22 protein-coding genes are annotated in these 26,265 nt (G+C 61.9%); 7 read left to right on the forward strand and 15 right to left on the reverse strand.

Features of this window, described 5'->3' with window-relative positions:
- The first annotated feature begins 319 nt into the window (after nt 1–319).
- Nucleotides 320–691 carry a PilZ domain-containing protein gene (locus tag V1289_RS48970; RefSeq protein WP_309177478.1) on the forward strand — a complete coding sequence of 124 codons (372 nt, stop codon included), beginning with the start codon at nt 320–322 and terminating at the stop codon, nt 689–691.
- Between the two features lie 91 nt (nt 692–782).
- On the opposite strand, the gene clpA is transcribed toward V1289_RS48970, so the two are convergent.
- The 3 genes from clpA to V1289_RS48985 all read right to left on the reverse strand — a co-directional run bounded on the left by clpA (nt 783) and on the right by V1289_RS48985 (nt 4,688).
- The gene (clpA, locus tag V1289_RS48975) at nt 783–3,203 is read right to left on the reverse strand and encodes an ATP-dependent Clp protease ATP-binding subunit ClpA (RefSeq protein WP_309177479.1); all 2,421 of its coding nucleotides are present in this window, start codon (nt 3,201–3,203) and stop codon (nt 783–785) included.
- 257 nt (nt 3,204–3,460) lie between these two features.
- Nucleotides 3,461–3,793 carry an ATP-dependent Clp protease adapter ClpS gene (gene clpS, locus V1289_RS48980; protein WP_074278547.1) on the reverse strand — a complete coding sequence of 111 codons (333 nt, stop codon included), beginning with the start codon at nt 3,791–3,793 and terminating at the stop codon, nt 3,461–3,463.
- A 553-nt stretch (nt 3,794–4,346) separates the two neighbouring features.
- A complete protein-coding gene (locus tag V1289_RS48985) occupies nt 4,347–4,688 on the reverse strand; it encodes a phasin family protein (RefSeq protein WP_074276159.1) in 342 nt (113 codons plus the stop codon).
- 414 nt (nt 4,689–5,102) lie between these two features.
- On the opposite strand from V1289_RS48985, the gene V1289_RS48990 reads away from it, so the two are divergent.
- Nucleotides 5,103–6,959, forward strand: a complete 1,857-nt coding sequence (locus tag V1289_RS48990) for a serine hydrolase (RefSeq protein WP_334407088.1) — start codon at nt 5,103–5,105, stop codon at nt 6,957–6,959.
- Nucleotides 6,960–7,223: 264 nt separating this feature from the next.
- Here the strand turns inward: V1289_RS48990 and V1289_RS48995 are convergent, their stop codons facing one another.
- Entirely contained in the window at nt 7,224–7,952 is a 729-nt protein-coding gene (locus tag V1289_RS48995; RefSeq protein ID WP_309177482.1) for a DnaJ domain-containing protein, read from the reverse strand.
- Nucleotides 7,953–8,151: 199 nt separating this feature from the next.
- Between V1289_RS48995 and V1289_RS49000 the strand changes: the two genes are divergently transcribed.
- Nucleotides 8,152–8,556: a DUF302 domain-containing protein gene (locus V1289_RS49000; protein ID WP_334407089.1), complete on the forward strand. Its 405-nt coding sequence runs from the start codon at nt 8,152–8,154 to the stop codon at nt 8,554–8,556.
- Nucleotides 8,557–8,587: 31 nt separating this feature from the next.
- Here the strand turns inward: V1289_RS49000 and V1289_RS49005 are convergent, their stop codons facing one another.
- From V1289_RS49005 to V1289_RS49015, 3 genes are all read right to left on the reverse strand, one after another.
- Nucleotides 8,588–9,355, reverse strand: a complete 768-nt coding sequence (locus tag V1289_RS49005; RefSeq protein WP_309177484.1) for a VWA domain-containing protein — start codon at nt 9,353–9,355, stop codon at nt 8,588–8,590.
- A 117-nt stretch (nt 9,356–9,472) separates the two neighbouring features.
- Entirely contained in the window at nt 9,473–10,327 is an 855-nt protein-coding gene (locus V1289_RS49010; protein ID WP_334407090.1) for an alpha/beta fold hydrolase, read from the reverse strand.
- Nucleotides 10,328–10,925: 598 nt separating this feature from the next.
- Nucleotides 10,926–11,849 carry a division plane positioning ATPase MipZ gene (locus tag V1289_RS49015; RefSeq protein ID WP_309177486.1) on the reverse strand — a complete coding sequence of 308 codons (924 nt, stop codon included), beginning with the start codon at nt 11,847–11,849 and terminating at the stop codon, nt 10,926–10,928.
- 291 nt (nt 11,850–12,140) lie between these two features.
- Between V1289_RS49015 and panC the strand changes: the two genes are divergently transcribed.
- Both panC and V1289_RS49025 read left to right on the forward strand, forming a co-directional pair.
- Nucleotides 12,141–12,992, forward strand: a complete 852-nt coding sequence (gene panC, locus V1289_RS49020; RefSeq protein ID WP_334407091.1) for a pantoate--beta-alanine ligase — start codon at nt 12,141–12,143, stop codon at nt 12,990–12,992.
- A gap of 122 nt (nt 12,993–13,114) precedes the next feature.
- Nucleotides 13,115–13,879 (forward strand): hypothetical protein, encoded by a 765-nt coding sequence (locus V1289_RS49025; protein WP_334407092.1) that lies wholly within the window; start codon nt 13,115–13,117, stop codon nt 13,877–13,879.
- Between the two features lie 5 nt (nt 13,880–13,884).
- On the opposite strand, the gene V1289_RS49030 is transcribed toward V1289_RS49025, so the two are convergent.
- From V1289_RS49030 to V1289_RS49050, 5 genes are all read right to left on the reverse strand, one after another.
- Complete coding sequence (locus V1289_RS49030; protein WP_334407093.1) at nt 13,885–14,325, reverse strand: DUF1489 family protein; 441 nt, start codon at nt 14,323–14,325, stop codon at nt 13,885–13,887.
- 40 nt (nt 14,326–14,365) lie between these two features.
- Nucleotides 14,366–15,349: a hypothetical protein gene (locus V1289_RS49035; protein WP_334407094.1), complete on the reverse strand. Its 984-nt coding sequence runs from the start codon at nt 15,347–15,349 to the stop codon at nt 14,366–14,368.
- A gap of 152 nt (nt 15,350–15,501) precedes the next feature.
- On the reverse strand, nt 15,502–15,705 hold the full coding sequence (locus tag V1289_RS49040; protein ID WP_143205544.1) for a hypothetical protein: 204 nt from the start codon (nt 15,703–15,705) through the stop codon (nt 15,502–15,504).
- 224 nt (nt 15,706–15,929) lie between these two features.
- Nucleotides 15,930–16,298 carry a YidB family protein gene (locus V1289_RS49045; protein ID WP_334407978.1) on the reverse strand — a complete coding sequence of 123 codons (369 nt, stop codon included), beginning with the start codon at nt 16,296–16,298 and terminating at the stop codon, nt 15,930–15,932.
- A gap of 123 nt (nt 16,299–16,421) precedes the next feature.
- Nucleotides 16,422–17,078, reverse strand: coding sequence for a glutathione S-transferase family protein (locus V1289_RS49050; RefSeq protein ID WP_334407095.1), 657 nt, complete (start codon nt 17,076–17,078; stop codon nt 16,422–16,424).
- A gap of 130 nt (nt 17,079–17,208) precedes the next feature.
- Between V1289_RS49050 and V1289_RS49055 the strand changes: the two genes are divergently transcribed.
- Nucleotides 17,209–17,886 (forward strand): DUF599 domain-containing protein, encoded by a 678-nt coding sequence (locus V1289_RS49055; RefSeq protein ID WP_334407096.1) that lies wholly within the window; start codon nt 17,209–17,211, stop codon nt 17,884–17,886.
- A 797-nt stretch (nt 17,887–18,683) separates the two neighbouring features.
- Here the strand turns inward: V1289_RS49055 and V1289_RS49060 are convergent.
- Nucleotides 18,684–20,483 carry an adenylate/guanylate cyclase domain-containing protein gene (locus tag V1289_RS49060; protein WP_334407097.1) on the reverse strand — a complete coding sequence of 600 codons (1,800 nt, stop codon included), beginning with the start codon at nt 20,481–20,483 and terminating at the stop codon, nt 18,684–18,686.
- Nucleotides 20,484–21,106: 623 nt separating this feature from the next.
- Nucleotides 21,107–22,432 carry a group II intron reverse transcriptase/maturase gene (gene ltrA, locus V1289_RS49065; protein WP_334397564.1) on the reverse strand — a complete coding sequence of 442 codons (1,326 nt, stop codon included), beginning with the start codon at nt 22,430–22,432 and terminating at the stop codon, nt 21,107–21,109.
- A 1,244-nt stretch (nt 22,433–23,676) separates the two neighbouring features.
- Here ltrA and V1289_RS49070 point away from each other — a divergent pair.
- A complete protein-coding gene (locus V1289_RS49070; protein WP_334407098.1) occupies nt 23,677–24,660 on the forward strand; it encodes an ABC transporter substrate-binding protein in 984 nt (327 codons plus the stop codon).
- A gap of 260 nt (nt 24,661–24,920) precedes the next feature.
- Here the strand turns inward: V1289_RS49070 and V1289_RS49075 are convergent, their stop codons facing one another.
- Nucleotides 24,921–26,126: a L,D-transpeptidase gene (locus V1289_RS49075; RefSeq protein ID WP_334407099.1), complete on the reverse strand. Its 1,206-nt coding sequence runs from the start codon at nt 26,124–26,126 to the stop codon at nt 24,921–24,923.
- Nucleotides 26,127–26,265 lie beyond the last annotated feature (139 nt).

The raw sequence follows: 26,265 nt of genomic DNA on the forward strand, positions 1-26,265 counted from the left end.
CGCGTTGTAAGGCCTATCAGCTTCACCGCATGGTGCGATCATGACGTGGCTATATTGGGATACTTTCTGCTCGCTTCTCGGAAGCGTTGTCTGGTTCATGACCATCGTATCCCATCCCGACGCCGAGGTCAGGGGTTTCCAGGATTGGCGGCCGCCGGGGACCAGCGAGCAGACAAAACGGCCTTAACAGGCCTCCGCCACCCAAAATCCACGCCATCTCTACCGATGTTAATTTACGTTAACGGCGCATTTTGCCGGACCCGGCCTTTCGCGCGCGACAAAGCAGCGTAAAACACTCCCTCTTTATTGGGAGATTTCGATGCTGGATCGACGCCAGGGCGCGCGCGACAAGGTGATTTACGGCGGCGTCGCAGAGATCGACGGGCACGGCACGACGCGCGACTGCGTCGTCCGCAATATCTCGGACAAGGGCGCGAGCCTCGAATTCAGCAACGTCGTCCAGTTGCCCAAGGAGCGGATGTCGGAGCGGATGTCGCTGCGGATAGCGCGAAAAGGTCGTTCGTTCCTGGCCAAAGTCGTGTGGTGGCGCGACAATTTCGTCGGTGTCGCCTTCAGCCCGGAGACCCCGTCCGAACTGCCCGTCTCCGACATCGAGGAGCGGCTGCGCAAGAGCGAGATCAAGAAGCGTCAGCTTCAGCGCCGCATCGACGAGTTGCTGGGCGAACGCTGAGCCTCAAAGTTCCGGCGCTTTCCCGCCCCTCATCGCCAAAGAAAAAGGCCGGCTGTCGAGCCGGCCTTTTCGTATCTTGATCGACGCGTTCTCACACCTTGACCAGCGGCCCTCGCGAGGCCGGGCCCTTGGAGCCGCCGCCGGGTCCACCCGGCTTCGGCTTACGCGGTGCTGCGCTGCGCTTGCGGGTGCCGGGCAGCTTTTCCGGCTTCGGCGTCACCGGGCCCTCGACGAACTCGAAGCCGATCTTGTCCTTGGCTTCCTCGCTCGCCTCGTCCTTGACCAGCACGACGCGGACGTGACCGCCGCCCTTGAGCTGGCCGAACAGCACCTCGTCCGCCAGCGGCTTCTTGATGTGCTCCTGGATCACGCGGGCCATCGGGCGCGCGCCCATCTGCTCGTCGTAGCCATGTTCGATCAGCCAGGCCTTGGCGGGCTCCGACAATTCGATGGTGACGTCGCGGTCGGCAAGCTGGGCCTCGAGTTGCAGCACGAACTTCTCGACCACCATGCCGATCACGTCGGCATTGAGATGCGCGAACGAGATGATCGCATCCAGCCGGTTACGGAATTCCGGCGCGAACTGGCGGTTGATCGCCTCGTGGTCGTCGCCTTCCCGCTTGTTGCGCGTGAAGCCGAAGGCCTGGCGCGCAAGGTCGGCGGCGCCCGCATTGGTGGTCATGATCAGGATCACATTGCGGAAATTGACCTGCTTGCCGTTGTGGTCGGTCAGCCTGCCGTGATCCATGATCTGCAGCAGCACATTGTAGAGATCCGGATGCGCCTTCTCGATTTCGTCGAGCAGCACCACGCAATGCGGATGCTGGTCCACGCCATCGGTCAACAGACCGCCCTGGTCGAAGCCGACATAGCCCGGAGGCGCGCCGATCAGGCGCGACACCGTGTGCCGCTCCATATATTCGGACATGTCGAAGCGGATCAGCTCGACGCCGAGCGAGGCCGCGAGCTGTTTTGCCACTTCGGTCTTGCCGACGCCGGTCGGGCCGGAGAACAAATAGGAGCCGATCGGCTTTTCCGGCTCGCGCAAGCCGGCGCGCGCCAGCTTGATCGACGCCGACAGCGCCTCGATCGCCTTGTCCTGGCCGAACACCACGCGCTTCAGCGTCTGCTCGAGATGCTTCAGCACTTCGGCATCGTCCTTCGACACGCTCTTGGGCGGAATCCGCGCCATGGTCGCGATCGTGGTCTCGATCTCCTTGATGCCGATGGTCTTCTTGCGCTTGTTCTCCGCCACCAGCATCTGCGCCGCGCCCGACTCGTCGATCACGTCAATCGCCTTGTCCGGCAGCTTGCGGTCGTGGATATAGCGCGACGACAATTGCACCGCGGCTTCGATCGCCTCGTTGGTGTATTTCAGCCGATGGTAATCCTCGAAATAGGGTTTCAGCCCCTTGAGGATCGCGATCGCGTCTTCGACCGTCGGTTCGTTGACGTCGATCTTCTGGAACCGGCGCACCAGCGCGCGGTCCTTTTCAAAATGCTGGCGATATTCCTTGTAGGTGGTCGATCCCATGCAGCGGATGGTGCCCGACGCCAGCGCGGGCTTGAGCAGATTGGACGCGTCCATCGCGCCGCCGGAGGTGGCGCCGGCGCCGATCACGGTGTGGATTTCATCGATGAACAGGATGGCGTTCGGATGCGCCTCCAGTTCCTTCAGCACCTGCTTCAACCGCTCCTCGAAATCGCCGCGGTAGCGGGTGCCCGCCAGCAGCGTGCCCATGTCGAGCGAGAACACGGTTGCCGCCGCCAAAACTTCCGGCACTTCGCTGTCGACGATGCGTTTTGCCAGACCTTCCGCGATTGCAGTCTTGCCGACGCCGGCCTCACCGACGAACAGCGGGTTGTTCTTCTGCCGGCGACACAGCACCTGGATGGCGCGGTTGATCTCGGAATTGCGCCCGATGACGGGGTCGATCTTGCCGTCGCGCGCCTTCTTGTTGAGGTTGACGCAATAGGTCTCGAGCGCTTCGCCCTTCTTCTTGGAATCGTCGTTGCCCTTGGTCTCGGTCTCTTCGTCGACGCCGCGAACCGGCCGCGCTTCGGAGACGCCGGGCCGCTTGGCGATACCGTGGCTGATGTAATTGACCGCGTCGTAGCGGGTCATGTCCTGCTCCTGCAGGAAGTAGGCGGCATGGCTTTCGCGCTCGGCAAAGATCGCGATCAGCACATTGGCGCCGGTCACTTCTTCGCGACCGGACGACTGGACGTGGATTACCGCGCGCTGGATCACGCGCTGGAAGCCCGCGGTCGGCTTGGCGTCGTCGGCACCGTCAGTCACCAGATTTTCGAATTCGGTCTCGAGATAATTGACGAGACTGGTGCGCAGCTTGTCGAGATCGACGCTGCAGGCCCGCATCACCGCCGCCGCATCCGAGTCATCGATCAGCGACAGCAGAAGGTGTTCAAGCGTCGCGTATTGATGATGACGCTCGTTTGCAATCGCCAGCGCACGATGCAGGGATTGTTCAAGGCTTTGAGAAAAAGTTGGCATTCGCGTCCTCTATGGCCCCCGGTCATCATGATCGCCATTACCCGGTCAGGCAACAACAACCTTCGTCATCCCCTGTCATATAGTTACGTACGATCGTGGCGAAAGACCGGTTCCGCAATAGTGGTTTTGCTCCAAATCCGCATTGCCCACTGCTACGCAACCGCCCCCGCAAAACTACCGGGGATGCCGTCCGCTTCCGTCAGGAAAAGCAATGCAAGACCCGTTCCTTTTTTTGCCGGGCCGGCGCGCCTACGCGGCTACTTCTTTTCCATCACGCATTGCAGGGGATGCTGATGCTTGCGTGCAAAATCCATCACCTGCGTCACCTTGGTCTCGGCAATTTCATAGGTGAACACGCCGCACTCCCCGATACCGTGATGATGGACGTGGAGCATGATCTTGGTCGCCGCTTCCGCATCCTTCTGGAAAAACTTCTCAAGCACGTGAACGACGAACTCCATCGGCGTATAATCGTCGTTCAGGATCAGGACACGGTAAAGGTTCGGACGCTTGGTCTTCGGCTTGACCTTGGTGATGACCGACGTCGCCGGCCCACCGGTCCCCGTATTGCGGTTCTCGTCGTTGCTCATCCGGGGAGCATAAGCGGCCGTGGTCGCCGGCGCGGTCGAATAAGCTTTGTCAGTCAACTGCAACATGGCTCAGGCGTTCGAAATTCCAATGGGAAACCGGACAGCGCCTGACGGTTCTCCCGCGAGCTGCTAACGGCAACCATCGCAGAGTTCCCAGCAACGCTTTCCAGATCGCCGCTCCCGGTCCGACCCAGCGGCTGGATCGGCAATACGAATATGGGTCCGGCATCGCACCGCTGCAAGCGCATAAACGCAGCCCAGGCACCACCCGATTCGCGGTTCGGCAATCCCGGCAAGATTAATCGTTTCTGCCGGATTTGACAAAGGAAGCTCGCTCCGCTCGGCGGCCATGGAGGATAGCGGGCGCCTTTTGGCGCCCGATCCCAATTTGGTATTGCCCGGCTCACGACGTCCAGCCGGTTCTGGCGGTGTTCAACTCGATCGGGACGCCGCTCGCGAAGCTGCGCGCAGCGAGGATTTTCCCAAAATCAACGGCGCAAGAAAAAAGCCCGGCCGTGACGGCCGGGCTTTTTGTATTCGAATGGCTGCGCTGTTAGTGCGTCGCGGCAGGAACGAACTTGGAAACGAGGCCTTCGTAGGGCTTGAAAGCCTGCTTGGCGAGGTCGGTGTAAAGACCCGCGATCTTCTGGGTTTCGGCAACGAAGGTTTCGTAAGCCGAGCGCGCGAATTCGGTCTGCGCTTCAACCGCCTTGTCCAGCGACTTCACGCCGGAGAGCTTTTCCACAAACGACTTGGTGTCTTCGAACGACTTCTTGGCATAGTCGCCATAGGCGGTCGCGATTGCCTGGACGCCGCTCTGCATGTTGCTCGCGGAAGCTGCGACCGTTTCGAGGTGCTCTTTACCGTAGGTCTGAATGTCTTCGACTTTGATCATGGTAGCTGAGTCCTTCCCAGACTGAATGTGCTGAAGTGATTTGCCGGGAGGTCCCGGCCCCCTTGACACCGCCTCTATATAGTGCAGCGCACAATAGGTCAAGAAATTTTGTGCGACGCACAAATATACAAATATATCGAATTAGCTGACAACCCCGGGAAGTTACGCAACGCTTGCTTAAGCTTTTGGAAACTCGCTCCGCCTAACCTGATTCCCGGACTTGTTCGCCTTCCGACAGACCGCCTGAAATCCGTTTGTGAACAGCACCTTAGCTAGAATAGCGACCTGATCGACCGCCCCAGCCGGAAATTTCGCCCGGATCGGCATGTCGAGCAGGGAAACATCAGTGGGCCGTTGGGCACAATTTCGCCTCACGAACCGGTGATCAAGATAGAAATTGGGACGGGGAAGTAAATGCTTCGTACAACCTTGGCTTCCTCGCGCGCGCTGCGAGTTTGCGTTCTCGGGCTGGCTACCTTCACCGCGGCGATACTGATCACGAGCGACCGTGCCGAGGCGCGCCGCTATCATCGCCACTACGCCCGCCATCACAGCAGCCATGAGGCACGCGAGAGCTACAGCCCGCAATTCTCTTCGATCATCGTCGATGGAAATTCCGGCGCGGTGCTGGCCTCCAACAATCCCGACGGCAGCCGCCATCCCGCCTCGCTGACCAAGATCATGACGCTTTATCTGCTGTTCGAGCGTCTCGAATCCGGCAAGATGACGCTGGACACGGAAATGGACGTGTCCGAGCACGCCTCCGAACAGGCCCCGACCAAGCTCGGCCTCAAGCCCGGCCAGACCATCAAGGTCGAAGACGCCATCAAGGGACTGGTGACCCGCTCGGCCAACGACGCCGCCGTCGTGATCGCGGAAGCCATCGCCGGCGATGAAGGCGATTTCGCCAAGCTGATGACGCGCAAGGCGCGCGCGCTCGGCATGACCAGGACGGTCTATCGCAACGCCTCGGGCCTTCCCGATGATGATCAGGTGACCACCGCGCGCGATCAATCGACCTTGGGCCGCGCCATCCAGGATCGCTTCCCGCGCTATTACCGCTATTTCTCGACCAGCGTGTTCAACTATCACGGCCAGTCGATCCGCAACCATAATCACCTGCTCGGCAGCGTCGAAGGCATCGACGGCATCAAGACCGGCTACACCCGCGCGTCCGGCTTCAACCTCGTGAGCTCGCTGCGCCGCGGCAACCACCATCTGGTCGGCGTCGTGCTGGGCGGTCGCAGCGGTGGTTCGCGCGACGCCATCATGCGCAATCTGCTGGCCGAAAACCTCGAAAAGAGCGCGACCAAGCGCACCGTCGCCGCGATCACCGAACGCAATCCGGCAGATGCCAGCACTGACGTTGCCGAAGCCGACACCCGGCCGACCGAGATGGTTCAGCTCAACGGCGCCGGCGCGGCCGCTTCCGCGGAGCCTGCCATGGCCGCACTTCCGGCGGCGCGGCCGGCGGCACCGGCGAAACCCTCGCTGATGGCTGCTGCGGCCGCTGCCCTGCCCACGCCACCCGCCAAGCCTGAACAAGCCAGGGTCGAGCAGCAGGCCAGGCCCGAGCCCGCACCGTTCACCAATGGCGTGATCCAGACCCAGCCGATCGCAGTGATCCCAGGCTCGGCCGAGCCGATGAAGCCGGTCAGGGTGAAGACCGTCCAGATCAAGGCCGGGCAGATGAAGCTCGCCGCGGCCGGTCCGTCCCAGCCGGCCACTCCCATCACCAATGCGATCCCGCCGGCCCGCGCTGAAGTGGCGGAGACGTCGAGCGCGGTGGTGGCGAAGGCCGAAACCACCAAGACCGAAACGACCAAGCCGGAAATGCCGCCGCAGCCGGCCAATCACGGAACCGGAAACGGCGTGCTCGGCGTACTGCCCGCCGCGAGCGTGCCGTCCACCCCCTCGCAGGCCTTTACCTCACAGGCCTTGGCCTATGCCGAGCCGGCGCCCCGCGCCCAACCCCAAATGGTTCAGCAGAACGGCGCCATCAAGCCCGCATCCGCCATCGCCCACGCCGGCTGGATCATTCAGGTCGGCGCGCTGGAAAGCGAGAGCGAGGCCAAGCAGCGCATCGACCTCGCGCGCAACCAGGCCCGCGGCCTGCTCAGCAAGGCTGACCCGTTCACCGAGCCTGTGGTCGCCAAGGACAACCGAAAGCTTTACCGCGCCCGGTTCGCCGGCCTCGAGCGCGATCAGGCCGAAGCCGTCTGCAAGACGCTGAAGCGCGCCGACATTTCCTGCATCACCGTTCGCAACTGATCCACGGGTTGCTTTGCAAGTCGCAAGGCCGGCGCCGCAAGCGCCGGCCTTGTTGCTTTTGGAGAACACTCCCGGGAACTGTTGGGATCGCCGATCGATCGTGCGGCTATTCGTTCCGCTAAAAACTTCTCGGAAAGAATTTACGGTTAAGTTTCACGGAATGAACGATCGACCACGCCGGACAACGGCGGGCGACACGGGGCGTTGGTCAGAGAAGATGCAGAAGCAACTCGCGGTTCGTAGCGTTTGGTAGCGTAGCCGGAGTTAGCTGAGATGCGTGCGAAGCAGAGTATCCTTGGCCTCGTTTACACGGGAAGCGAGGTACGTCGACCCCCCCTGGTCGGGATGCAGTTTCTTCATCAGGGCGCGGTGCGCTCGGCTGATGTCGTCACGCCCCGCCCCCGGCTGCAGGCCAAGGATCTGATAAGCCTCCTCGTCCGTCATTTTGCCGCTCGGCGCCGCGCGGCGCTGCCCCCCTGTCGCGTTTCCCTGCGCGTCCTGACGCCAAGCGGGAAACCGGCGGTCCAGATAGCTTTCAAGTAACGAGACGCTTTCGGCGTCGAAGCCCGGTATCATCGCCGTCAGCCCCGCCAGGTCGAACTCGTCGAGCGAACGGCCGGCATTCGGCCCGTCGACGATCTGACCTCTGAGCTCGCCGCTGTCATGATCGAGGCTCATGTCGAGATATTGCGAGCGCACCCGCGAAGTCTGCCCCGCCGAACGCTGCGCGCCGCCGCCGAAGATGCCGCCGATATTGCCAAATCCCGATGCCCCAAACGGCGACCAGCCGAGCAACCCGGCGCCGAAGATGCCAAGCGGAATCGCCACCGCCAGTTCGCCTTTCAGGCCGGTAAAGGCGGCCACCGCCAGCGCGACAACGCCGCCGCCGATCTTGATGACGCGCGCGAGCACGACCGGATTGGCTGCACGAAACATCTGCAGCAGCGAATAAAGCAGGACAACGGCGACGACGCCGGCAATCAGGGTTGGCATGAGGCCAATATAGTCGCCTCCGCGGCAAAAAACATGGCGGTCCTGGCATTACCCAAGGCCTTGAAGCGGGTCTTGCAACGGGATCTTGCATCCATTCCGTTCAAGCAGGCCTGACGAAACCAAAACCGCCGTGGCATCTGCCGCAGGGATTTTATAACTTCGTTTCGACAGCGGCCGCAGACCGATGGGAGCAGCGCGAATGGCGGCAGACGGACTGACCACCCTTCGCAGCAGCTACGGGCCAGGCGACACCATGAACCGGCTCGAGGCCGAGGTGAAGGCACGCGGCATGACGGTGTTTGCCCGCATCGATCATGCCGCCGGCGCGACGGGCGCCGGACTTTCGCTGCGGCCGACCGAGGTTTTGGTGTTTGGCAATGCCAAAGGGGGCACGCCGCTGATGCAATCGGTCCAGACCATCGGCATCGACCTGCCGCTGAAGGCACTGGTCTGGCAGGATGCATCCGGCGTCACATGGCTTTCCTACAATGATCCTGCATGGCTCGCGCAACGGCACGGGCTCGCGGGCGAGACCGGCACGGCGATCGGCAACCTGTCGGCGGCCCTCGCGGCGGTGACGAAGGCGGCAATTTCGTCGTCGTAGTGCTTGGAGAGCTTTGCGATCGACTAACGATTTACTTCATCTGGCCGATCAGCTTGGCCGCACCGCTGCCGGTTTTCGACAGCCGCAGCAGCGCTTCGCGCCCGCCGGCGGCATAGGCGGCGGCGGCGCGCAGCAAATCGCGCAATTGTGCCGCGGCGCCGGGATCGAACCGGCAATACGCGCCGCCGGTGAGCCGCGCGATCTCGCGGAACGCCTGCTCGGCCGTGGCATCATGGCCTTCCTGAAACATGAACACCGGCACCTTCAGCAGGCCGAGTTCGCCGGCCTTGGCGCAGAGCTCGTCGACCGACTCTTCCATCGCATCGCCGACGAACACCACGGCACGCACGGCGGAGGCGACCGCCTCCCGGCGCGCTTCCGACAGCACCTTGCCGATCTGGGTATTGCCGCCCTGGCAATCGATCTTGCTCATTAACTTCGCCAGTTGCGCGCTGTCGGAAATCCATCCCGTCGCGCGGCATTCGTGGAAGCCGCGGTAGTAGACAAGGCGGATGTCGAGACTGCCGAGCGAGGCCGCCTCGCGAAACATGTCGGCCTGCAGCGCGCAGGCCATGTCCCAGGTCGGCTGCCGGCTCATGGTGGCGTCGAGCGCGAACACCAGCCTGCCTCTGGCGCCGGCGCGGAGCGGTGACATCGCCTTCGCCTTGGCGACGAAGGCCGCAATGTCGTCCGCCGCCGATGGCCGTGCTTCCGGCAACGGGCCGGCCTTGCGCTGACCGGCCGCCGGCGCGGAAGACACCTCACCTGCAGATTTGGGTTTGATCGGTTCGCCGGTCATGGTCGCTCGCCAGTTGCAGCGAACTCAATGTGGGACGGCAATCGAGACCGGTCAATGCGCCGGCTTCGCGCAAATCCCCATTACGGCCGAATGAAGCGCCGGGAGCGGGCCGGACGGTCAGTTCTGCAACGGCGCATAGGGCGCAACCGGTCCGGCGTCGGTCATCGCGGGCGGCTTCTTGGTGACCACCGGCCGGAGCGGGCTGTCGTCGGCGATGAATTTGTCGAGCATGTCCTGGATCGACGACTTCGCCTGATCGGGGCCGGTATCGCGCATATCGTTATGCTGGAAGCTGGTATTGACCACCGTAATACCCGCCTTGTCGCAATCCGCCGTATCGGGGATGACGCCCGGGTCGGTCTTGAACTGCGGATCCTTGGAGCGGAAGGACAGGATCTTGAACTTGCCGTCGGTCAGGAACGGGACCCGCAGATTGTCCAGTGTCACGACCTTCTTGATCTCGTCGGGATACTGCTTGGCGAAATACATCGTGATGTCGCCGCCCATCGAATGTCCGATCATCGTGAGCTTGTCGTAGTCGGCATTGGGCTGGACCTTCCGCATTTCGCTGACGGCGAAATGGATATTGGCGACGCCGCGCAGGATTTGCGGCAGGCGGCCGACATAGAGTTCACCGGGCTTGGTCACCATCGGCGGATCGGTAGGGAGATCATGCTGGGGGCTGATCACCAGATAGCCGCGGGCGGCGAAGATGTTGGCGAGGAACGAGTACTCGGTGTTCTTGACCGTGTTGCCATGGTTGAGGACCGCGACCGGCAAGGTGATCATGCCGGCGTCGGCCTGCATTTCCTTGTCGTAGCGGACCGCGAGATCGACTGCCACCAGACGGTCGTCGCGCGCCGGATCGTGGAACGACAGCGTTTCGTGCCTGATGGCCCACTTGCTCGCGGTGAAATACGCGACAGTGACCAGCACGGAGAGTGAAAGCAGAACGGTAATTCCACGTTTCATGTTCGTCCTCGGCACCCATCCCTGGGCGATTTTGGCTGGAGACTCTTTGGCCTCCTTCTTCAGCATATATGTCACGTCGACGTGACAGGAAGTCCAAATGTTGTGAATTGTCCGCCTGATCGTTGTGCGATGCACCTATTCATTGTGCAACTGCTCAGTCAACGGCGATCACCGGCCCTTTCCTAGCCTTACGACGCAACCAATCAAGCTTCGGTTCGGCGTTTCGATAAAAGTCTAATGAAAACGTCGCTCCCAGCGATCGGTTCCCAAACTACAACCTTTGGGCGGCGGCCGATATCCCGTACCAACACGGGTGTAGATCACGAGCTTCAGCGCCGGATCGTCATTGGCCCGGAAGCCGGCAGTTTCAGCCTAAACTTGCCCTCCTGGAAGGCTAAAGGATTTAGGGCCGGCCGCCCGCGAGGCCGCCTGGCGCAATCGATTGCGTGCCGTGCGGGGCTGGAACTGCCCTTTCCGAGGATCAGGCGGAACTGAACCACGATTCAGTCGCTTGGATGTATCCGCCCGAGGTAACCTTCCGCCGCCAACAGCGGCTCGTTCCAGGATGACGGTATTGCGGCCCTGCTAGGCTGCGAGGCTAGGCGACGATGATGTCGTGGACTTCGAGCGGCTTGTCGACCTGGGTGAACCATTCGGCGCGATTGGCGGCGCGGCGGCGCCCGCGTTCGTCGAGCGGCAGTTTCAGCTGGCGCAGCAGGCTCGTCACCTCCTCGCGCGCGGTGACGTGGCCGAGACTCGGCCGCGTCCCGAGCGTGGCCTCGTCGATGTCGTCGAGCGCGGTGAGGCCGCGCGGAAAAAATTCGCGGTAGACCACCCGCTCGGCAAAGCCGTCGATGGCGCGAAAACCCAACCGCAGCGACAGATCCTTCAGGCTGTCGGCGACGAGCTGCTTGTTGCGCGAGCCGATCATCGACAACCGGTTGCGGACCACGATCCAGTCGGTCGATGCGCCATCGAGCTGGCGGCGCTTGCGCCTGGTGTCGCGCACCATCTCCGCGTAATGGCTCTCGCCGGTCACCGAATAGGTAGCGGGATCGACGGTGCCGAGCACGTCGAAATCGAGAAAACTGTCGTTGATCGGCGTCACCAGCGTATCGGCCATCGAATGCGCCAGCCGCATCAGATAGGAGTCCGAGCCCGGCGTATCGATGACGATGAAATCGAAGCTGCGCTCGACCGTGCTCACCGCTTCCATGAACTGCAGGAATTCGGAATTTTCATTGTCGGCGATCTGCATCGTCTGGCCGAGCTTGATGCAGAAATGGACGGGGAGTTCGAGATCGAGACCGGTGCGGCGCGCCCAGGCCTTTCGATTGGCGATGTAGCGGGTGAAACTCTGCTGGCGGCAATCGAGGTCGATGGTGGCGACGCGCTGGCCGGCTTTCATCAGCGCGACAGCGATATGCAGGGCGGTGGTGGATTTTCCCGAACCGCCCTTCTCGTTGCCCAGCACCACGACGTGCGCCGAGCCCGATTGACCCTGACTAGCCTGCAGCAACATGATTCAACCCCCATCGATATCTTCAAATCCGGCGCGGCTGCGGTCAAGTGAAATGCATGACAGATCTCTCAAATCGTTGTCGGTCCGCCTTAATCATGAATCGGCAGCACCACGCGGCTACGCCGGCCGGTCACGCCGGCCGTTAGATGCGCGCTGTCGCGGTCAGATGAACACGCTTGCCGCCAGCCGTCTTGGCGGCGACGCTTCGGCCTTGGTAAGGTCGGTGTGCCCGCCGCAGGGCGAAGGCCATAGCGCCCTCACCCAGCCGCCCCTCCAAGAGATCGAGCCCAGATGTCGCGAAGTCCCATGGTCGTCCGTACCGTTCCCGCATTACGCCGCGCCGTGGATAGCTTGCGGGCCCGAAAGGCCACAACCGCGCTGGTGCCAACCATGGGAGCGCTCCATGACGGCCATGTGTCGCTGGTGCGCCTTGCCAAACGCCGCGCCCAAAAAGTCATCGTCTCGATCTTTGTTAATCCCACCCAGTTCGCGCCGACCGAAGACTTCGGCTCGTACCCGCGGACCTGGAAGGCCGACCTCGCAAAACTCGCCGCCGAGAAGGTCGACCTGATCTGGAATCCCGACGTCAAGGCGATGTACCCGGACGGTTTTGCCACGCGGATCGTGCCGGAAGGTCCGGCGACCGCCGGCCTGGAGGACCGCTTCCGGCCGCACTTTTTCGGCGGCGTCGCCACCGTGGTCGGCAAGCTGTTCACGCAGGTCCGGCCGGATTTTGCGATTTTCGGCGAGAAGGATTTTCAGCAATTGCGGGTCGTGACCCAGATGGCCCGGGATCTCGATCTCGGCGTCAAGGTGATCGGGTCGAAAACCGTCCGGGAGCGTGACGGCCTCGCGATGTCCTCCCGCAACGTCTATCTGTCCCCGGACGAGCGGCAGACCGCGCCGGTGCTCTACCGCGCCATGAAGGAATGCGCCAAGCGCCTGAAGGCCGGCGACGATGTCGAAGCGGCGATGGCCGGCGGCCGTGAACTGATCGCCGCTGCCGGTTTTGTCATCGACTATCTCGAGGCCCGGCGCGCCGAGACGCTGGCGCCGATCGCCTCCGTCAGGGACGGGCCGGTACGAATCCTGGTCGCGGCGCGGCTTGGCAAGACGCGGCTGATCGACAATCTCGGGGTTTAGGCCGCCCGGCGGCTTGAAATGCAAACCAGATGAGCCGGCGTCAGCTTGCGCAGTACTACGCCCGGATGGAATATCGCCGTGGTGGATTTGCGCGAAAGGTTTTGTCGAGGGGAGCGGCCAGCATGGGCACGTGGACCGTACGCACCGCCATCTTTGGCGGGCTGCTGAGCTTTGTCGCTGCCGGCTTTGCGCAGACATCGCAGCGGCCGCCGGTCGGCGGTTTCGGTTCGCCGCCCGACGCCATGATCTTTTATGTCGCGCACGGCCCGGCCGGCGCCTGCGGGCAAGGCTGCTCGGAATGGATTGCCGCCGAAGGCACCGTGCAATGGGATACCCACAAGCGGCTGATCAACATTCTCGACCGGCAAAACGGGCGCAAGCTTCCCGTCGTCGTCCGTTCCTGGGGCGAGTCCAATCTCAATGTCGCGACCGGCCTCGGCCGGATTCTGCGTGGCCGCGGCATCGACACCATGGCGGGGCCGACCGGGGTCGAAGCCTGCCGCGGCAAACCGGAGGCGGAATGTTTTGCGCTCAAGCGTCCGGGCGGGCCGCTCGAGGCCAGGATGAACGCGCCGGATGCCGTTCCTTGCGATCTCGCCTGCGTGCTGATCCTGGCGGGTGGCGTTCACCGCAGCCTGCCGGCCGGCACCAGGGTGATCCTGAGTGGCATGTCCATCCACAACCGGTTGGCGCCCAATGTCTCCAGGGACGAGCGCGAAGGCGCGTCGACGCGATTTGGCGAACTGTTCCGCATCTACCTGCACGACATGGGCGTGGAGACGGAGTTGCTCGACATCGTCGACCGGAATTCGGAAGCCCGGCGCCAGACCGAACTGCCGCCGTCCGAGTGGACCCGGCTGCGGATCGTCACCGAGACGTCGTTGTAACGCGCTTAAAGCAGCCCGAGATCGCGCAGTTCCTTGCGCATCGGCTCCGGCATCGACGCCACGCTGGCGGCGGCGGATTTGGTCAGGTCGGGTGGGGCTGAGTCTTCGGTGAAATAGCGCCAGCCCTGGAACGCCCGCATCGGCCGCGGCGAGACCGCGATCACCTTGGGCTGCATCACCAAGCGGCAGCGTCCGATACCGTCCTTGTCGCGGAACGGCTCGATCGCAATGATCTTTTCACGGGCTGCGATTTCACCCTTGATCACCCAATAAAGCGAACCGCCGGCGAGGACTTCCGCGTCGCGTTTCGGCGTCATCCGCGTGACGTGAATATGCCGAAGCGGCAGGCCCTTTTTCTTCGCCGTCGCCATGCGTTCGGCGACCCAGCCCTTGAGTTCCTTGACGGACTCGCAGCCGACGGCAAGCTTGATGATATGAAGCGGCATGATGGCGGGATTTAGCGACCTGCGCGGGCTTTGAAAAGCATCAATCGTTCGAAGCCGCAGGCGCCTGTGCCGGCGGCGCCTGTGCCGCGGGCGCGGCGGCAGGCGCGATCTGAACCGGCGCCGCCGCCGGCGTGCGCTTTGCTGCCGGCTTCTTGGCCGCAGCGAGCGCCGGCGATGCCGCAGGCGCCGGGCGTGGCGACGGCACCGGTGCTGCGGTGGCCGTAGCCGGCGGCTTGGGTGCAGGCGACGTAGGTTCGGGCGTCATGATGTTCACGGGCGGGGTTGAAGCCGCACTTGGGAAGTCGGCATTGGTCGGCTTGCCGGTGGGCACTGACGGCGGCAGTCCGGCAATGAGCCCCGACCCCGCGGGCGTCGGCGCCGGCGCGTTCCACGACGGCGCGTATCGCGTGATCAGGTTCTCGTAGAGCCGCTCGTTCATGTTGGCCACGATCTGGTGGTTATCGACCAGCGAGCCGAACGCCGCGCAGGAGGCCGGCGAGCAGTGGTCGCGCGCCATCAGCGCATACGCCATCAGTCCATAGCGGTCGCGCTCGACCGCGCGCCGCAGCGCCTGCAACTCCGAACTCGGGTTTTTCCCCGCGGTGGCGATATCGCCGAACGCCGTCAGTCGGGTGATCTGGGCCGCCGCATAGGTCACCGCGGCGGCGGCCGAGTCCGGCGAGCCGAACAGCGTCTTCTCGCACGCGTTCAAGACCGCATCGCCGGCCAGGTCGTCGATGCAGGCCAGTGCCGGCAGCGTCGCGTTTACCGGCTGAACCGAGCGGGTTTCAGCCGACGCCAGCTGGCCGTCCGGACCGAAGCCGCGGATGGTCGCGGCCACCGCGACCGCGATCGCCAGCAGCGTGATGACCGTCAGCGCGCCGTTGGCCACGGATTTCTCCGCGCGCAGCAGCGTGATCAGGACGATGATCCCGAAAAATCCGGCCGCGGCCAGCGTCAGCCACATCGGAAACATCGGCGAGTGCCAGATCTGATCCAGCGAAGAAGCCCAGGCCCAGTTCATGCGCGGTGTCCCTCACGCAGCATCAAACGCGATCGGCGAAAGCGAATGCGCTTTCGCTGCATCCAACTTTCGGCAGAATGGTTCTGCGAGCGGGGCCTTTTGACGGCGGCCTTGACGGAACCGGGTCAAGCGGCTGCTTGCGCACAGGTCTTTCAGGAAATCGCCAGCTGGCTTTCCTTGGCGACCCGTTCGAAAGCCTCGGTCGAGCTTTTGATGCGATACTGGCAGTCGTCGCCATCGGTCGGCAGCAGCCGGATCACCTCATAGGTGCCGCTGGCGGCCGGACGGGCTACATTGCTCGCAGTAAAATAGACAGTCTCTCCAACGGAGTACTTGTGCTTCAACGCCGTCTCCATGACCCAAGATTGTCGGCCAGCTCACGGTCCCGCTAGCGTCGGCCGACTTGAGAACCCTGCGTCAACATAGCACACCACAGGCCCCAAAAGCCAGCAGCATCAGGGCATGGCAAATGCGCAAATTTTGCAGGTTTTTCAGTGCGATAAACGGCCAGATAGACGGCTATTCGAGGGTTCCGAGGGCGAAACCCCGCGGCCGCAACCGCAAACCGCGGTTTCGCCGGTCAGGCCGTATGCGGCAGCTTGCCGTCCGGGCTCGCGTGGTCCACCGCGGTTGGAAGCTGCTGCGCCAGTACCTTGGCGAGCTCGTCGACCGGAATGTTGAATTTGGCGGCCAACTGCCTGACGGTATCGCTGCCCAACACCTCCTGCAATTGCTCGGCCGTAATCGGCAGGTTCTGACCATTGCCGATCCAGGATTTGACCTGATCGCCGAGGCCGGCCTGCTGCAGCTTGGCGACGATCGCCGACAATCCGCCCTGGCTGCCATTGCCGAGTACTTCGCTGAGCACCACCGGCACCACAGCGGCCTCGAGCTGACCGAGGACGCCCTTGAACGCAGGCGAATTTTCCAGTGAATCGAGAATTCCCATGGTCATGCCCTTTTCGTTCGATCGGCCAACGCCGACGGATGGATTCAGACTGCTTTGGTGTCGATCCGTCAAGCGGCGATGATCACCTGCGCTGTCACAATTCTCATTTACACCGTTGGGGATTCAGACCTGCTCGAGCCGTTCGATGACTAATGTTTCGGCAAGACCGTCGCGGGTCCATTCCTGAAAGGCGGGCAGCGACAGCATCGCATCGACATAAGGCTGCGCCTCGGGCGCGACCGGGATCGCATAGGTGCGGAAGCGATGCACGACGGGTGCAAACATCGCGTCCGCGCCGGAGAACGCGCCGAATAGAAATGGCCCCTGCCTGCCGTAGCGCGCATGGCACTCGGCCCAGATTTGTTGAATCCGTGCGACATTGGCGCGCGCGTCGTCGGAGAGCGCAATCGCGCGGACCGGGCGGTGCAGGTTCATGCCGCATTCGTTGCGGAGCGCCATGAAGCCCGAATGCATCTCCGCCGAAATCGAGCGCGCATGCGCGCGGCTGGCGCGGTCTTCCGGCCACAGCCGGATTTCGGGGAATTTTTCGGCGACATATTCGATGATCGCAAGCGAATCCCAGATCGTGACATCGCCGTCGATCAAGGCCGGCACCTTGCCCCCGCGGCTGAAACTCAGGATGCGATCCTTGTCGGCCTTGTCGTCGGTATAGAGCGGGATGAACACCTCATCGAAGGCGATGTTGTTGGCGCGCAGCGCCAGCCACGGCCGCATCGACCATGACGAATAGTTCTTGTTGCCGATCACCAGTTTCAACATCTAAGGGAAATCCTGTTGGGATCGCCATCTTGCCATAGTGCGTTGCGTCCGTTCAACCTGTACATGACCTTGATGCGCTTGCCGCGACCTTTCTTGCCTGACGGCATATCGCGGCCACGAAGGATGCAACATGCGTTCATATTGGGTCGATATCGCAGCGGTGGCCTTCTTCACCCTCGAATGGACGGTGTATGCCATCACGCTGGAGCATACCGCATACGGACGCGACAGCCTGTCCGCCCGCATGCACATTTACCGCGAGGTCTGGGTCCGGAATTTGTTGAATCGCGAGGCGCGCATGGTCGACATGCAGATCATGGCCTCCTTGCAGAACGGCACGGCGTTTTTTGCCTCCACCAGCCTGATTGCGGTCGGCGGCGCGCTGGCGCTGTTGCGATCGACCAATGATGCGCTGGCGGTGCTTGGTGCGTTACCGATCGACCTCACCCCCTCGCCGGCGCTGTGGGAGGTCAAGTGCGTCGGGCTGGTCCTGATCTTCATCTATACGTTCTTCAAATTCGCCTGGGCGTACCGGCTGTTCAATTACGTTGCGATCCTGTTCGGTGCCATGCCGCCGGCCGGCCAACGCGACACGCCGGAGGCCGAAGCCCACGTCTTGCGCACCACGAGATTGTTCGAAACCGCCGGCCGGCATTTCAACCGCGGCCAGCGCGGGTTCTTCTTCGCGCTCGGCTATCTCGGCTGGTTCGTCAGTCCGTGGGTATTGTTCGCGACGACGGCGGCAGTCGTCATCGTGATCTGGCGCCGGCAATTCGCATCGAACGCCTGGGAGGCGATGGGAAGCTGAACTACGCAAACGCGACTCCGCATTCCCGCGGCGCGTTATGCCCGGGTCTCGTAAAAACCTCTCGCCCCCGGAAAACAGAGGGCGCAGGGAAAGCCGGGTGCGCGCTGCACCCGCGGTCTCGTGTGCAATGTGCACAAGGAAGTGCGCACACGAGCATACAGGTTCAGCGGAGAGCATCCGGCCTTCCCTGCGCAATGGTTTTACGGCTTATGGCGCGCTCTCCCTGGTGAGCCGGGCTCTTTTGCCACCATCGCCCGCGAGAAGCCTGCTTCTCACGAACTTGGCGCCAGCGTCGGGCGCCGGGACCACGCGATTTCGCCGTACGCGTCAGCCGCGCTCGTCCGTCGCAGCATCTACGTCCACCGCATCCCACCGCGCGTTCGTGACGATCGCGAGCCGCCCCTCTTGCCGGGTGAGACGGCCAAATCAATAGCCTGATTTGCATTTCGGAAAAACAGAAATATTTTTCACAAGGGGGCTGGACAGGTTTTGGGTGATTTGCCCGTCGTGTTGTTTTGTCGCAGCTAGATCGTACGAATACGCTTGCATAGGAGACGACGCAGTTTGTGGTGGGCATTTCGTCTCGACTTCCCGACGACGCTGCTCGCCGCAAGCCGACGATCTGATCGAATAAGCCCGTTCACTTCTGATAGGCAAAGTCGATATATCTAGTCCCCCGCCGCAATGTCCGTTATTGGGCGGAGAACGGAAGGCGCGGCGGCAAGTGTGGATATCTGCAAATGACCCAGAGCGGTCATGGCGGATGGCCGAAGCGATGGCAGAGATTCGGCGCGCCGTCATTCCGGCACCCCGGCTCGGCGAAGCCCCTTTGCCAGCATGGCGCGGTGTTCGAGGCTGCTAAAATCGGACGCCATCAGCCGGGTGACCGTGAAATTCGGCAACAGCTCGTACAGGCGCCGGGCGCTCGCCTGCGCCTCGCCTTCCCGCCCCAGCACGGCTAACGCGGCGACCCGCACGACCCACGGTGGGCCAAATCGCGGATTAGCTTGCGCGGATCGGCTGGCTGCGAGCGCCGCCTCTTCGAATTCGCCGGCGAAATAATGCGCATAGGCTAGGCCGTTATAGGGCAGGTGCAGGGCCGCATCGAACGGGCTGAGGCGGATCGCCCGCTCGCCATATTCGACCGCGGTCGCGTAATCGCCGGCCCAGCCGTAGATCATCGAGCCGAAACTCAATGCGACAAAAGATGACGGGCTTGATGCCAGCGCGCGATTAAAGGCGTTGAATGCGGTATCGTAGTCCCGATCCTCGGAGCCGACCACGAAGGCAGCAGCCCCAAGCGCCGTTGCATCGTCGGCGGCGGCGATCGCGATCCGCGCATGGCGGAGCGCGGCAAGTTTGTCCTCCTCCCGCCAACCGGCCCGCTGATACCGGGAATGATGGCAAAGGGCGATCGCCGCATGGGCTATAGCGTAGTCCGGGTCGATCGCGATCGCACGCTCAAGCAGCGGCAATGCCTTGGCGGAGAGTTCGGGCATGCCGCTAAAAGCATCCGGGAGAGCACGCAGATAGAGGTCGTAGGCGTCAAGGCTGTCCGGCCGCTTTCGCCGGGCGCGCTCGATCTCGGCCTGGCGCAGGCTCGGCTCGATCGCGCCGACGACGCTCATGGTAAGCTCGTCCTGCAAGACGAAGACATCGTTGAGCGCGCGCTCATAGCGCTCGGCCCAGACATGCGCGGCATTTGTCGCATCGATCAGTTGGCTGGTGATTCGCACCCGGTTGCCGAGCTTGCGCACGCTGCCTTCCAGCACATAGCGCACGCCCAAGTCACGGCCGACCTGTTTTACGTCGATCGGCTTGCCCTTGTAGGTGAATGTCGAGTTACGCGCGATGACGAACAGCCATTTGATCCGCGACAGCCCGGTGATGATGTCCTCGACCATCCCGTCGGCGAAGTACTCCTGCTCCGGGTCACCGCTCATGTTCTGGAAGGGCAGAACTGCAATCGACGGCTTATTTGGAAGCGCAAGTGGAGCCTCGGCTGCCAATGACGCTGCAGAATTCGATGTTGCAGCGGCCGGCGATGCCAACACCTTCCAATCACTTGGTTCCCACCTCACGCCGAACGCTTGCACCGGCCGCTCGATGTTCTTCAGCGACAGCGCGCCAAGATCGTCGAAGTTGGCGTTGAGCCTGCCCGCCACTGCGTCATGCATATTGCCCGAAATCACGATGCCGCCCGGTGGTGCTTCGGCCTCAAGCCGTGCCGCGACATTCACGCCGTCCCCGTAGAGATCATCACCATCGACGATAAGGTCGCCAAGGTGAAGGCCTACGCGGAAGACGATGGCAGTGTCTTTGGGCTGAGCCTTGTTGGCCTCGGTCATTGCTTCTTGGAACTCGATCGCAGCACCCAGAGCGTCCACGGCACTAGAGAACTCAACTAGCGCGCCGTCGCCCGTGAGCTTGACCAGCCGGCCGCCATGCCGGGCCAGCATCGGTTCAAGACGCTCTGTGCGGTGGGCTTTCAGTCGAGTAAGCGTGCCGTTCTCGTCCCGCCCCATTAGGCGCGAATAGCCAACGACATCCGCCGCCAAAATCGCCGCCAGTCGCCGTACAACCCGCTCTCCGGTCAAGGAAGACCCCCAAGATTGCGCCTGCCGCGCTAGGGCACTTTAGCCCGTCTGGGTACATTATAGGAAACGTGGACGGCAGTGTCGTCACTGTACCAGCGCCTTGGAACGATGGCGTTTCCGGGGGATTAGACCGTCCGCGAAAATCGAACGGCTCCGAAAATCTCGCGAAAGTCGATTTTTAGACCTCTCTGCCGCTCCAAGGCTCTGTAGGGCTGATATGGAGGTCCGTGGTCGTCTTCGTGTAAAACGATGTGGTCCCTCACGTCGCAACGCGCGAAACGCGTCAGCGGTCCTAAAAACTTTCGTTCGCGAGCCAAAAAAGACTTTTTCAACACTATCGGCACGTTTGAGACATCCCGACTGCCTCTGAAAATGTCTGTTCATCGGGGTAGACCGGAAGTGAACGGCGTACCGTCAAATGACGCATTTGGTAGAGTCGAGATGTGGCGCGGTGGTGTTAGGTAGAACATATCTGTTGCCGCCCCTTTCGTCTGGCGGTGCCTTAGTGGTTCCACCATGGCTCCGTTTCCACATCCACCGGGTCGCCGGAGGCAGTTGCCCGCCTCCGGCTCCCACAGAACGTAGCATGCGGATTTGCCGCACTACGCTCTTCGACAGTTGATTCACAGCACTGCAAGAGCCTGCAACTCCGTATATGGGAGGCGCAGCTTTGGTTTCAGTAACGGCGTCCGTTCGTTGATCTGGTTGAACATGCTCCAGTTGAGGGCTCGTCCGGCCCAGCTGCGGCTGCGCAACATCCGATGCCAGTAACGCTCCACGGCGCGGTACACCTTCACGAGACACCGAAGATTCCCGGCGACACCGTAATAGGCATAGTGGCCGCGTAGGAAGGCGTTGATTTCGCCGACCTGGTCACTGATCGTGTGATGTCGTATTTGCCGCATAAGCTCCTGCAGAGACGTAAGGCTGCGCCACAAGCGAGATTTCTCGGTGCGCATCCCAACCTTGAAGTTACCCTTCTGGTTTCGCGTGCAATACAGCGTCAGACCCAAGAAGTAGATGGTCTCCGGGCGTTTTCTGCCGCGTTTGCCTGCGTGTCGCTGCGCGAACCGACCAAACTCAACCAATTTGGTCTTGGTCGGCTCAAGAGTGAGGCCGAACTTTCCCAACCGAAGGCGTAAGGCGTCCTGAACACGGATGGCGTCCGATCGATATTGGAAGCAGATCACAAAGTCATCGATATAGCGCACCAGCCGGGCTTCGCCCCGCAACCGGCTCTTCACCACGCGTTCGAACCAGAGGTCGAGCACGTAGTGAAGATAGAGGTTACTCAAAAGTACGCTGATCGATCCCCCTTGCGGTGTTCCTTCCTCGTTCGGATGGACCTTTCCATCTTCTAAGACACCCGCTTTCAGCCAGCGCCGGATCAAACTGATCAGGCGTGGATCACCGACTCGATGCGCGACGAACCGGAGCACCCAATCATGATTGAGACTCCCGAAGAAGTTCTTGAGATCCGCCTCCAGCACCCAGCCCATCTTGCCGCCGGCGATGACCTCATTGAGGGTCGCCAGAGCATGATGAGCGCTGAGCTTTGGCCGGCCACCGAATGAGCAGGGCAGAAAGTCCTGCTCATAAATGGCAGACAACACTTCGGCCGTGCTGCGCTGGAGCGCCCGGTCGGCGACAGTCGGCACGCCAAGTGGCCGCTTTTCCGTCTTGCCGGGTTTGGGGATATAGACCCGCCGGATATCCGGCGCTCTATATCCTTGGCGGTGAATGGACTGGAGCATCGGCTCTATCCATCCATCGAAGCTCTTCTTCGCCGTCTCCACCGTCTGTCCATCCACCCCAGTGGCCGACCGCTTCGGAATCTGCAACAGATTCTTCCGCACCCGATCGCGCGTGATGTGATGAGCCAGCGACGTGAAACGGAGTTTTGGTTCGCGTCGAGCTTTCACTGCTATTTGTTCAAGTTTCGTTTCCATGGTCAGCTGATCTTCTCACTGAGTAGAAGGCCGTAACTCCCGTTGAATGGAGCCCATGTCGCCCAAGAACAATTCAACTACCGCTGACCGCTTCCCCATGTAGCCGGCTTTCCCGTCCTCGGAGTACTACCAGTCAGTCTGACTTCCACCCGGTCATCAGACCCTTCTCACCTCTTCGGCTTGGCAGGTCCTACAGGCTTGCGCCTGAACCGGATGGATCTCCCTTGTTCACGTTGCTTCCTTTGGTTGCATGCTGGCGGTACGAACCCCGGGAGCATCTCAGACCGCTCGCGTTGTCGCGGCCTGCGATTCCGCCTTCCCCTTTGAGCGACAGGGTCGGCTACTCCGATCACGTTCGATTTCGGGGCTATTTTCCCGTTCACTTCATTCCGGCCTACAACCTCCCTGTCTACGCTTCGCAACGGCCGTTACCGGACGCCACGCAAGACTCGGTTCGCGGCTGCTCGCTAGGCTTTGCCGCGGCCGTCATCGCAGACGGCAGACTTCAACGCGCTTGCAAGGCGCAACGCTCATCGAACCGGACAGGCAGATTTCCCGCATCCGGCTCTCGGACAAGACTTCACGCTTTCGCGTGCAACGCCATCTGCAGCTTCTGGACATTTATTGGAGTTGACTAGGTTTCCCAATCTCCGAGGTCCTTCACCACGTATTGCGTCCGTCTTGAACTGAGGTCCCTTCCCTCCACCGGAGTTACCCGGCTTCCGCGGTACTACGAACCTCTCCGCCACCCCAGGGCGCCCAGCCTGTCCCTCACGGGCTTCCGGTTGGTCATCGCGGACCACGCCTTGGGGCTTCCCGTGTTTCGTGCGCTTTCCTTGTGTACATGCCGCCGCCACTACCCCGGCGCAGCGTCTGAACGTATCGCTTCGCTCATTTCATCCAGACGTATCAGTCTTCCCCGATAGGGTTGTCGGGTCGACCTGCGCATTGTCCTTTTCGAGGATTGCTCGGCGTTCACTCGCGTTACGGCCTGCACACTCGCGCTGTCACCAATTCGTGACACGCTAATCGAAGGCTTCAGCCACTTCGTTACCTCCATGACTGCTCCGGTTGCTTCCGGCTGGAGCGGTTGCCGGGTGGGATTCGCACCCACTGGAAAGCGCCGCCTTGTCACGGCGCACACCCGGAGCAGACATGAGGTCGCTGTTCCAGATGTCACCTAGAGACCACTTTTCAGACGGACCGTTCTCAGCAATAAAAAGCGTCTTACCCTGGGGGCGCGCATGAAGCGGCGTGAGTTCATTGGTTTGCTGGGTGGGGCGGCGGCGAGTTGGCCGCTTCCGGCACGGGCGCAGCAGCCCGGAAAACTCCCGACCATCGGCTTTCTCGGCGCGGCCACGCCGGCGGCCTGGAGCGCATGGACTGCCGGTTTTGTGGGCCGGCTGGGCCAACTCGGCTGGATCGAGAATCGCACTGTCGCCATCGAATATCGCTGGGCCGAGGGGCGCACCGAGCGCTACGGCGAGATTGCTTCCGAGTTCGCCCGGCTCAAGGTAGACGTCATCGTTACAGTCGGCTCCGCGGCTGTCGCCGTCAAGCAAGTGACGTCGGTCATTCCCATCGTCTTCGCTGTCGCGCCCGATCCGCTTGGCACCGGGCTCGTCACGAGCCTTTCCCGGCCGGGCGGCAATGTTACTGGCGTATCGAATCAATCCGCCGATCTTGCGGACAAACGCCTCGAAATCTTGCGAGAGTTGCTTCCCAGGCTTCGCAGGCTGTTGATACTGGCGAATGCCGGCAATCCCACCTCAATGCGGGAGCTGCACGAGATCGAAACCACCGCCCGCAAGCTCGGCCTGGAGGCCGCCACACTCGAAATCCGGCGCGCTGACGACCTAGAGCAAGTTGCCTTCGAGCCGCCCGGTGCCAGCGTCACAAGCGCGCTGTATGCAGTCAGCGATCCTCTGGTAATTGCCAGTCGGGCACGTATCAACACCTTGGCGCAAGCGGCGCGACTGCCCACGATGTACGCCGTTCGGGACTACGTCGATGCCGGGGGCCTAATGTCGTATGGGCCGAACTACGCGAACTTGTTTTCGCGCGCCGGCGATTTCGTCGACAAGATTCTCCGGGGCGCCAAGCCCGGCGATCTGCCGGTCGAGCAGCCGACCAAGTTCGAGCTTGTCATCAACCTCAAGACTGCCAAGGCGCTGGGCCTCGAACTGTCGCCTTCGCTGCTCACCCGCGCCGATGAGGTGATAGAATAACGAGTTGTTTGCTGCAGTGCATGAGTCCGTTGTTGGCACTTTTCGGACATGGCTTGGCAGGCGATGTCCGCTGTCGGGGGTATAACGGAAGTCGCATTTCAGGGCGGAAAGGTCAGCTTTTGACCCATCTGAGACATCGGCTTAATGACGAGCAGACCGACAACGGACATAATTTTCTCAGACCACGAGGTCGTTTAAACCCGTGGAAGAAAAGCGGACTTGCGCAGCGGCATCGTGTGTTGGTGGGTTGCGCCGCCGCATCAATGCGTTACCACGATGAAATCCGTGTCTTTTCCCGTCTCATGGCTAAATCCGTTGTCGGAAATAATCAATGAAGAGGCCGGCGTCAGTAGTTCAGAGATCCTCTCAACCGTATCCCGGGGTATTTCGATGCGGTCGATGGCAGCGTTGGCTTTATCGGGCGACGGTACCGATAGGGCAATTTGCTTCACGGGCGCTTCGCGCTCTTTCGTGGCACCCTCGATGCGAGGAAACTCGTCCGGAATCGACACGACGGTCCAGCGAATAGCCGCTCCCTCGCTCGGGAATTCCATTGCGGTAAACACGTGCATTCCCAGGGGCTCCTCCGGATTTTCGATCTTGACCGCGACATCAAACAACGGCGTGAAGCCCTGACGCACGAACAGCTTGCTCAACTTGCGACTGACGAAGATGGAGATCGGGACGATCTTTTTGGGCGCGCTTGCAGCGGGACCCGAGCCCGGCACCTGGAGACCGGCGGCTTCCGGAGTCTCAGCGTTTGACACCAGTGATCCCTGCGTTGCTGCGGCTGTACCGATGCTCTCGGTTGCGACGGTGGCAGTCTGGAATTCCGACGAACCGGACGCGGCTTTCGGTTGAAAAAGATGCGGATTGGTTATCTCGACCGGCTGGACATCACCGTGCGCAATGATCACGCGCGCGCCGCGCTTCGTGAGACGCCAGAGTCGAACGGCAAAATCATTTTTCAAACGGATGCAGCCGTGTGACGCCGGATGCCCAGGCACGACACCGGCGTGCAACGCTATCCCCGACCAGGTGATGCGTTGCATGTAGGGCATGGGGGCGGCGCTATAAATATTTGAACGGTGCCATCGTTGTTTGCTGATCACGCTGAACACGCCGAGGGGCGTAGGATGCCCCTCCATTCCCGTGGACACCGAAGAGCGTGCGATCAGGGCGCCGTTGTCAAAAAGCGAGACTCGTTGGTCTGCTATTGAGATGATGATCTGGAGCGGGCCCTTCGGAAGGGGCTCGGGCCGAGCGTTCTTCGCGGCTTCAGAGTTTGTCTGCCGGTGGTGCTTGTGTTTGTACGGAGCGTATTGGCCTGGCCAGAACGTGTGTTGGGGTCCAAACAGAAATTGAGCGTGTGCGATCCCCGCAGGGAGCATGAAAATGACGAATACAGCCGTTGTTATCGCGCGCTGCATTGCTGGTAATCCCTTAGCGAACATCGCCCGGTCCATAGGCGCGATTCCATCGTTTCGAAACGATGCGCGACGCCGACGCCTGATGCGTCATCCCGACCAGCGCGCCAAGCCTCTCCTTCAAATCTGGTCGCAGTGGGTCGAAAATTGGACCGTACTCACAATTACGGCGGGAGTT

Origin of the sequence: Bradyrhizobium sp. AZCC 2289 (genome assembly GCF_036924615.1) — a bacterium.
Classification (GTDB): Bacteria; Pseudomonadota; Alphaproteobacteria; order Rhizobiales; family Xanthobacteraceae; genus Bradyrhizobium.

Excerpts from the sequence above, each read along its gene's own strand:
- V1289_RS48995 (WP_309177482.1), bottom strand. The coding sequence starts at position 7,952 with ATGCCAACCCTGATTGCCGGCGTCGTCGCCGTTGTCCTGCTTTATTCG.
- V1289_RS49050 (WP_334407095.1), bottom strand. The coding sequence starts at position 17,078 with ATGTTGAAACTGGTGATCGGCAACAAGAACTATTCGTCATGGTCGATG.
- V1289_RS49005 (WP_309177484.1), bottom strand. The coding sequence starts at position 9,355 with ATGACCGGCGAACCGATCAAACCCAAATCTGCAGGTGAGGTGTCTTCC.
- V1289_RS48985 (WP_074276159.1), bottom strand. The coding sequence starts at position 4,688 with ATGATCAAAGTCGAAGACATTCAGACCTACGGTAAAGAGCACCTCGAA.
- panC (WP_334407091.1), top strand. The coding sequence starts at position 12,141 with ATGTCGCGAAGTCCCATGGTCGTCCGTACCGTTCCCGCATTACGCCGC.
- V1289_RS49045 (WP_334407978.1), bottom strand. The coding sequence starts at position 16,298 with ATGGGAATTCTCGATTCACTGGAAAATTCGCCTGCGTTCAAGGGCGTC.
- V1289_RS49010 (WP_334407090.1), bottom strand. The coding sequence starts at position 10,327 with ATGAAACGTGGAATTACCGTTCTGCTTTCACTCTCCGTGCTGGTCACT.
- clpS (WP_074278547.1), bottom strand. The coding sequence starts at position 3,793 with ATGAGCAACGACGAGAACCGCAATACGGGGACCGGTGGGCCGGCGACG.
- V1289_RS49015 (WP_309177486.1), bottom strand. The coding sequence starts at position 11,849 with ATGTTGCTGCAGGCTAGTCAGGGTCAATCGGGCTCGGCGCACGTCGTG.
- V1289_RS49070 (WP_334407098.1), top strand. The coding sequence starts at position 23,677 with ATGAAGCGGCGTGAGTTCATTGGTTTGCTGGGTGGGGCGGCGGCGAGT.
- V1289_RS49040 (WP_143205544.1), bottom strand. The coding sequence starts at position 15,705 with ATGGAGACGGCGTTGAAGCACAAGTACTCCGTTGGAGAGACTGTCTAT.
- V1289_RS49075 (WP_334407099.1), bottom strand. The coding sequence starts at position 26,126 with ATGGACCGGGCGATGTTCGCTAAGGGATTACCAGCAATGCAGCGCGCG.
- V1289_RS49055 (WP_334407096.1), top strand. The coding sequence starts at position 17,209 with ATGCGTTCATATTGGGTCGATATCGCAGCGGTGGCCTTCTTCACCCTC.
- V1289_RS48990 (WP_334407088.1), top strand. The coding sequence starts at position 5,103 with ATGCTTCGTACAACCTTGGCTTCCTCGCGCGCGCTGCGAGTTTGCGTT.
- V1289_RS48970 (WP_309177478.1), top strand. The coding sequence starts at position 320 with ATGCTGGATCGACGCCAGGGCGCGCGCGACAAGGTGATTTACGGCGGC.
- V1289_RS49000 (WP_334407089.1), top strand. The coding sequence starts at position 8,152 with ATGGCGGCAGACGGACTGACCACCCTTCGCAGCAGCTACGGGCCAGGC.
- V1289_RS49035 (WP_334407094.1), bottom strand. The coding sequence starts at position 15,349 with ATGAACTGGGCCTGGGCTTCTTCGCTGGATCAGATCTGGCACTCGCCG.
- ltrA (WP_334397564.1), bottom strand. The coding sequence starts at position 22,432 with ATGGAAACGAAACTTGAACAAATAGCAGTGAAAGCTCGACGCGAACCA.
- clpA (WP_309177479.1), bottom strand. The coding sequence starts at position 3,203 with ATGCCAACTTTTTCTCAAAGCCTTGAACAATCCCTGCATCGTGCGCTG.
- V1289_RS49030 (WP_334407093.1), bottom strand. The coding sequence starts at position 14,325 with ATGCCGCTTCATATCATCAAGCTTGCCGTCGGCTGCGAGTCCGTCAAG.
- V1289_RS49025 (WP_334407092.1), top strand. The coding sequence starts at position 13,115 with ATGGGCACGTGGACCGTACGCACCGCCATCTTTGGCGGGCTGCTGAGC.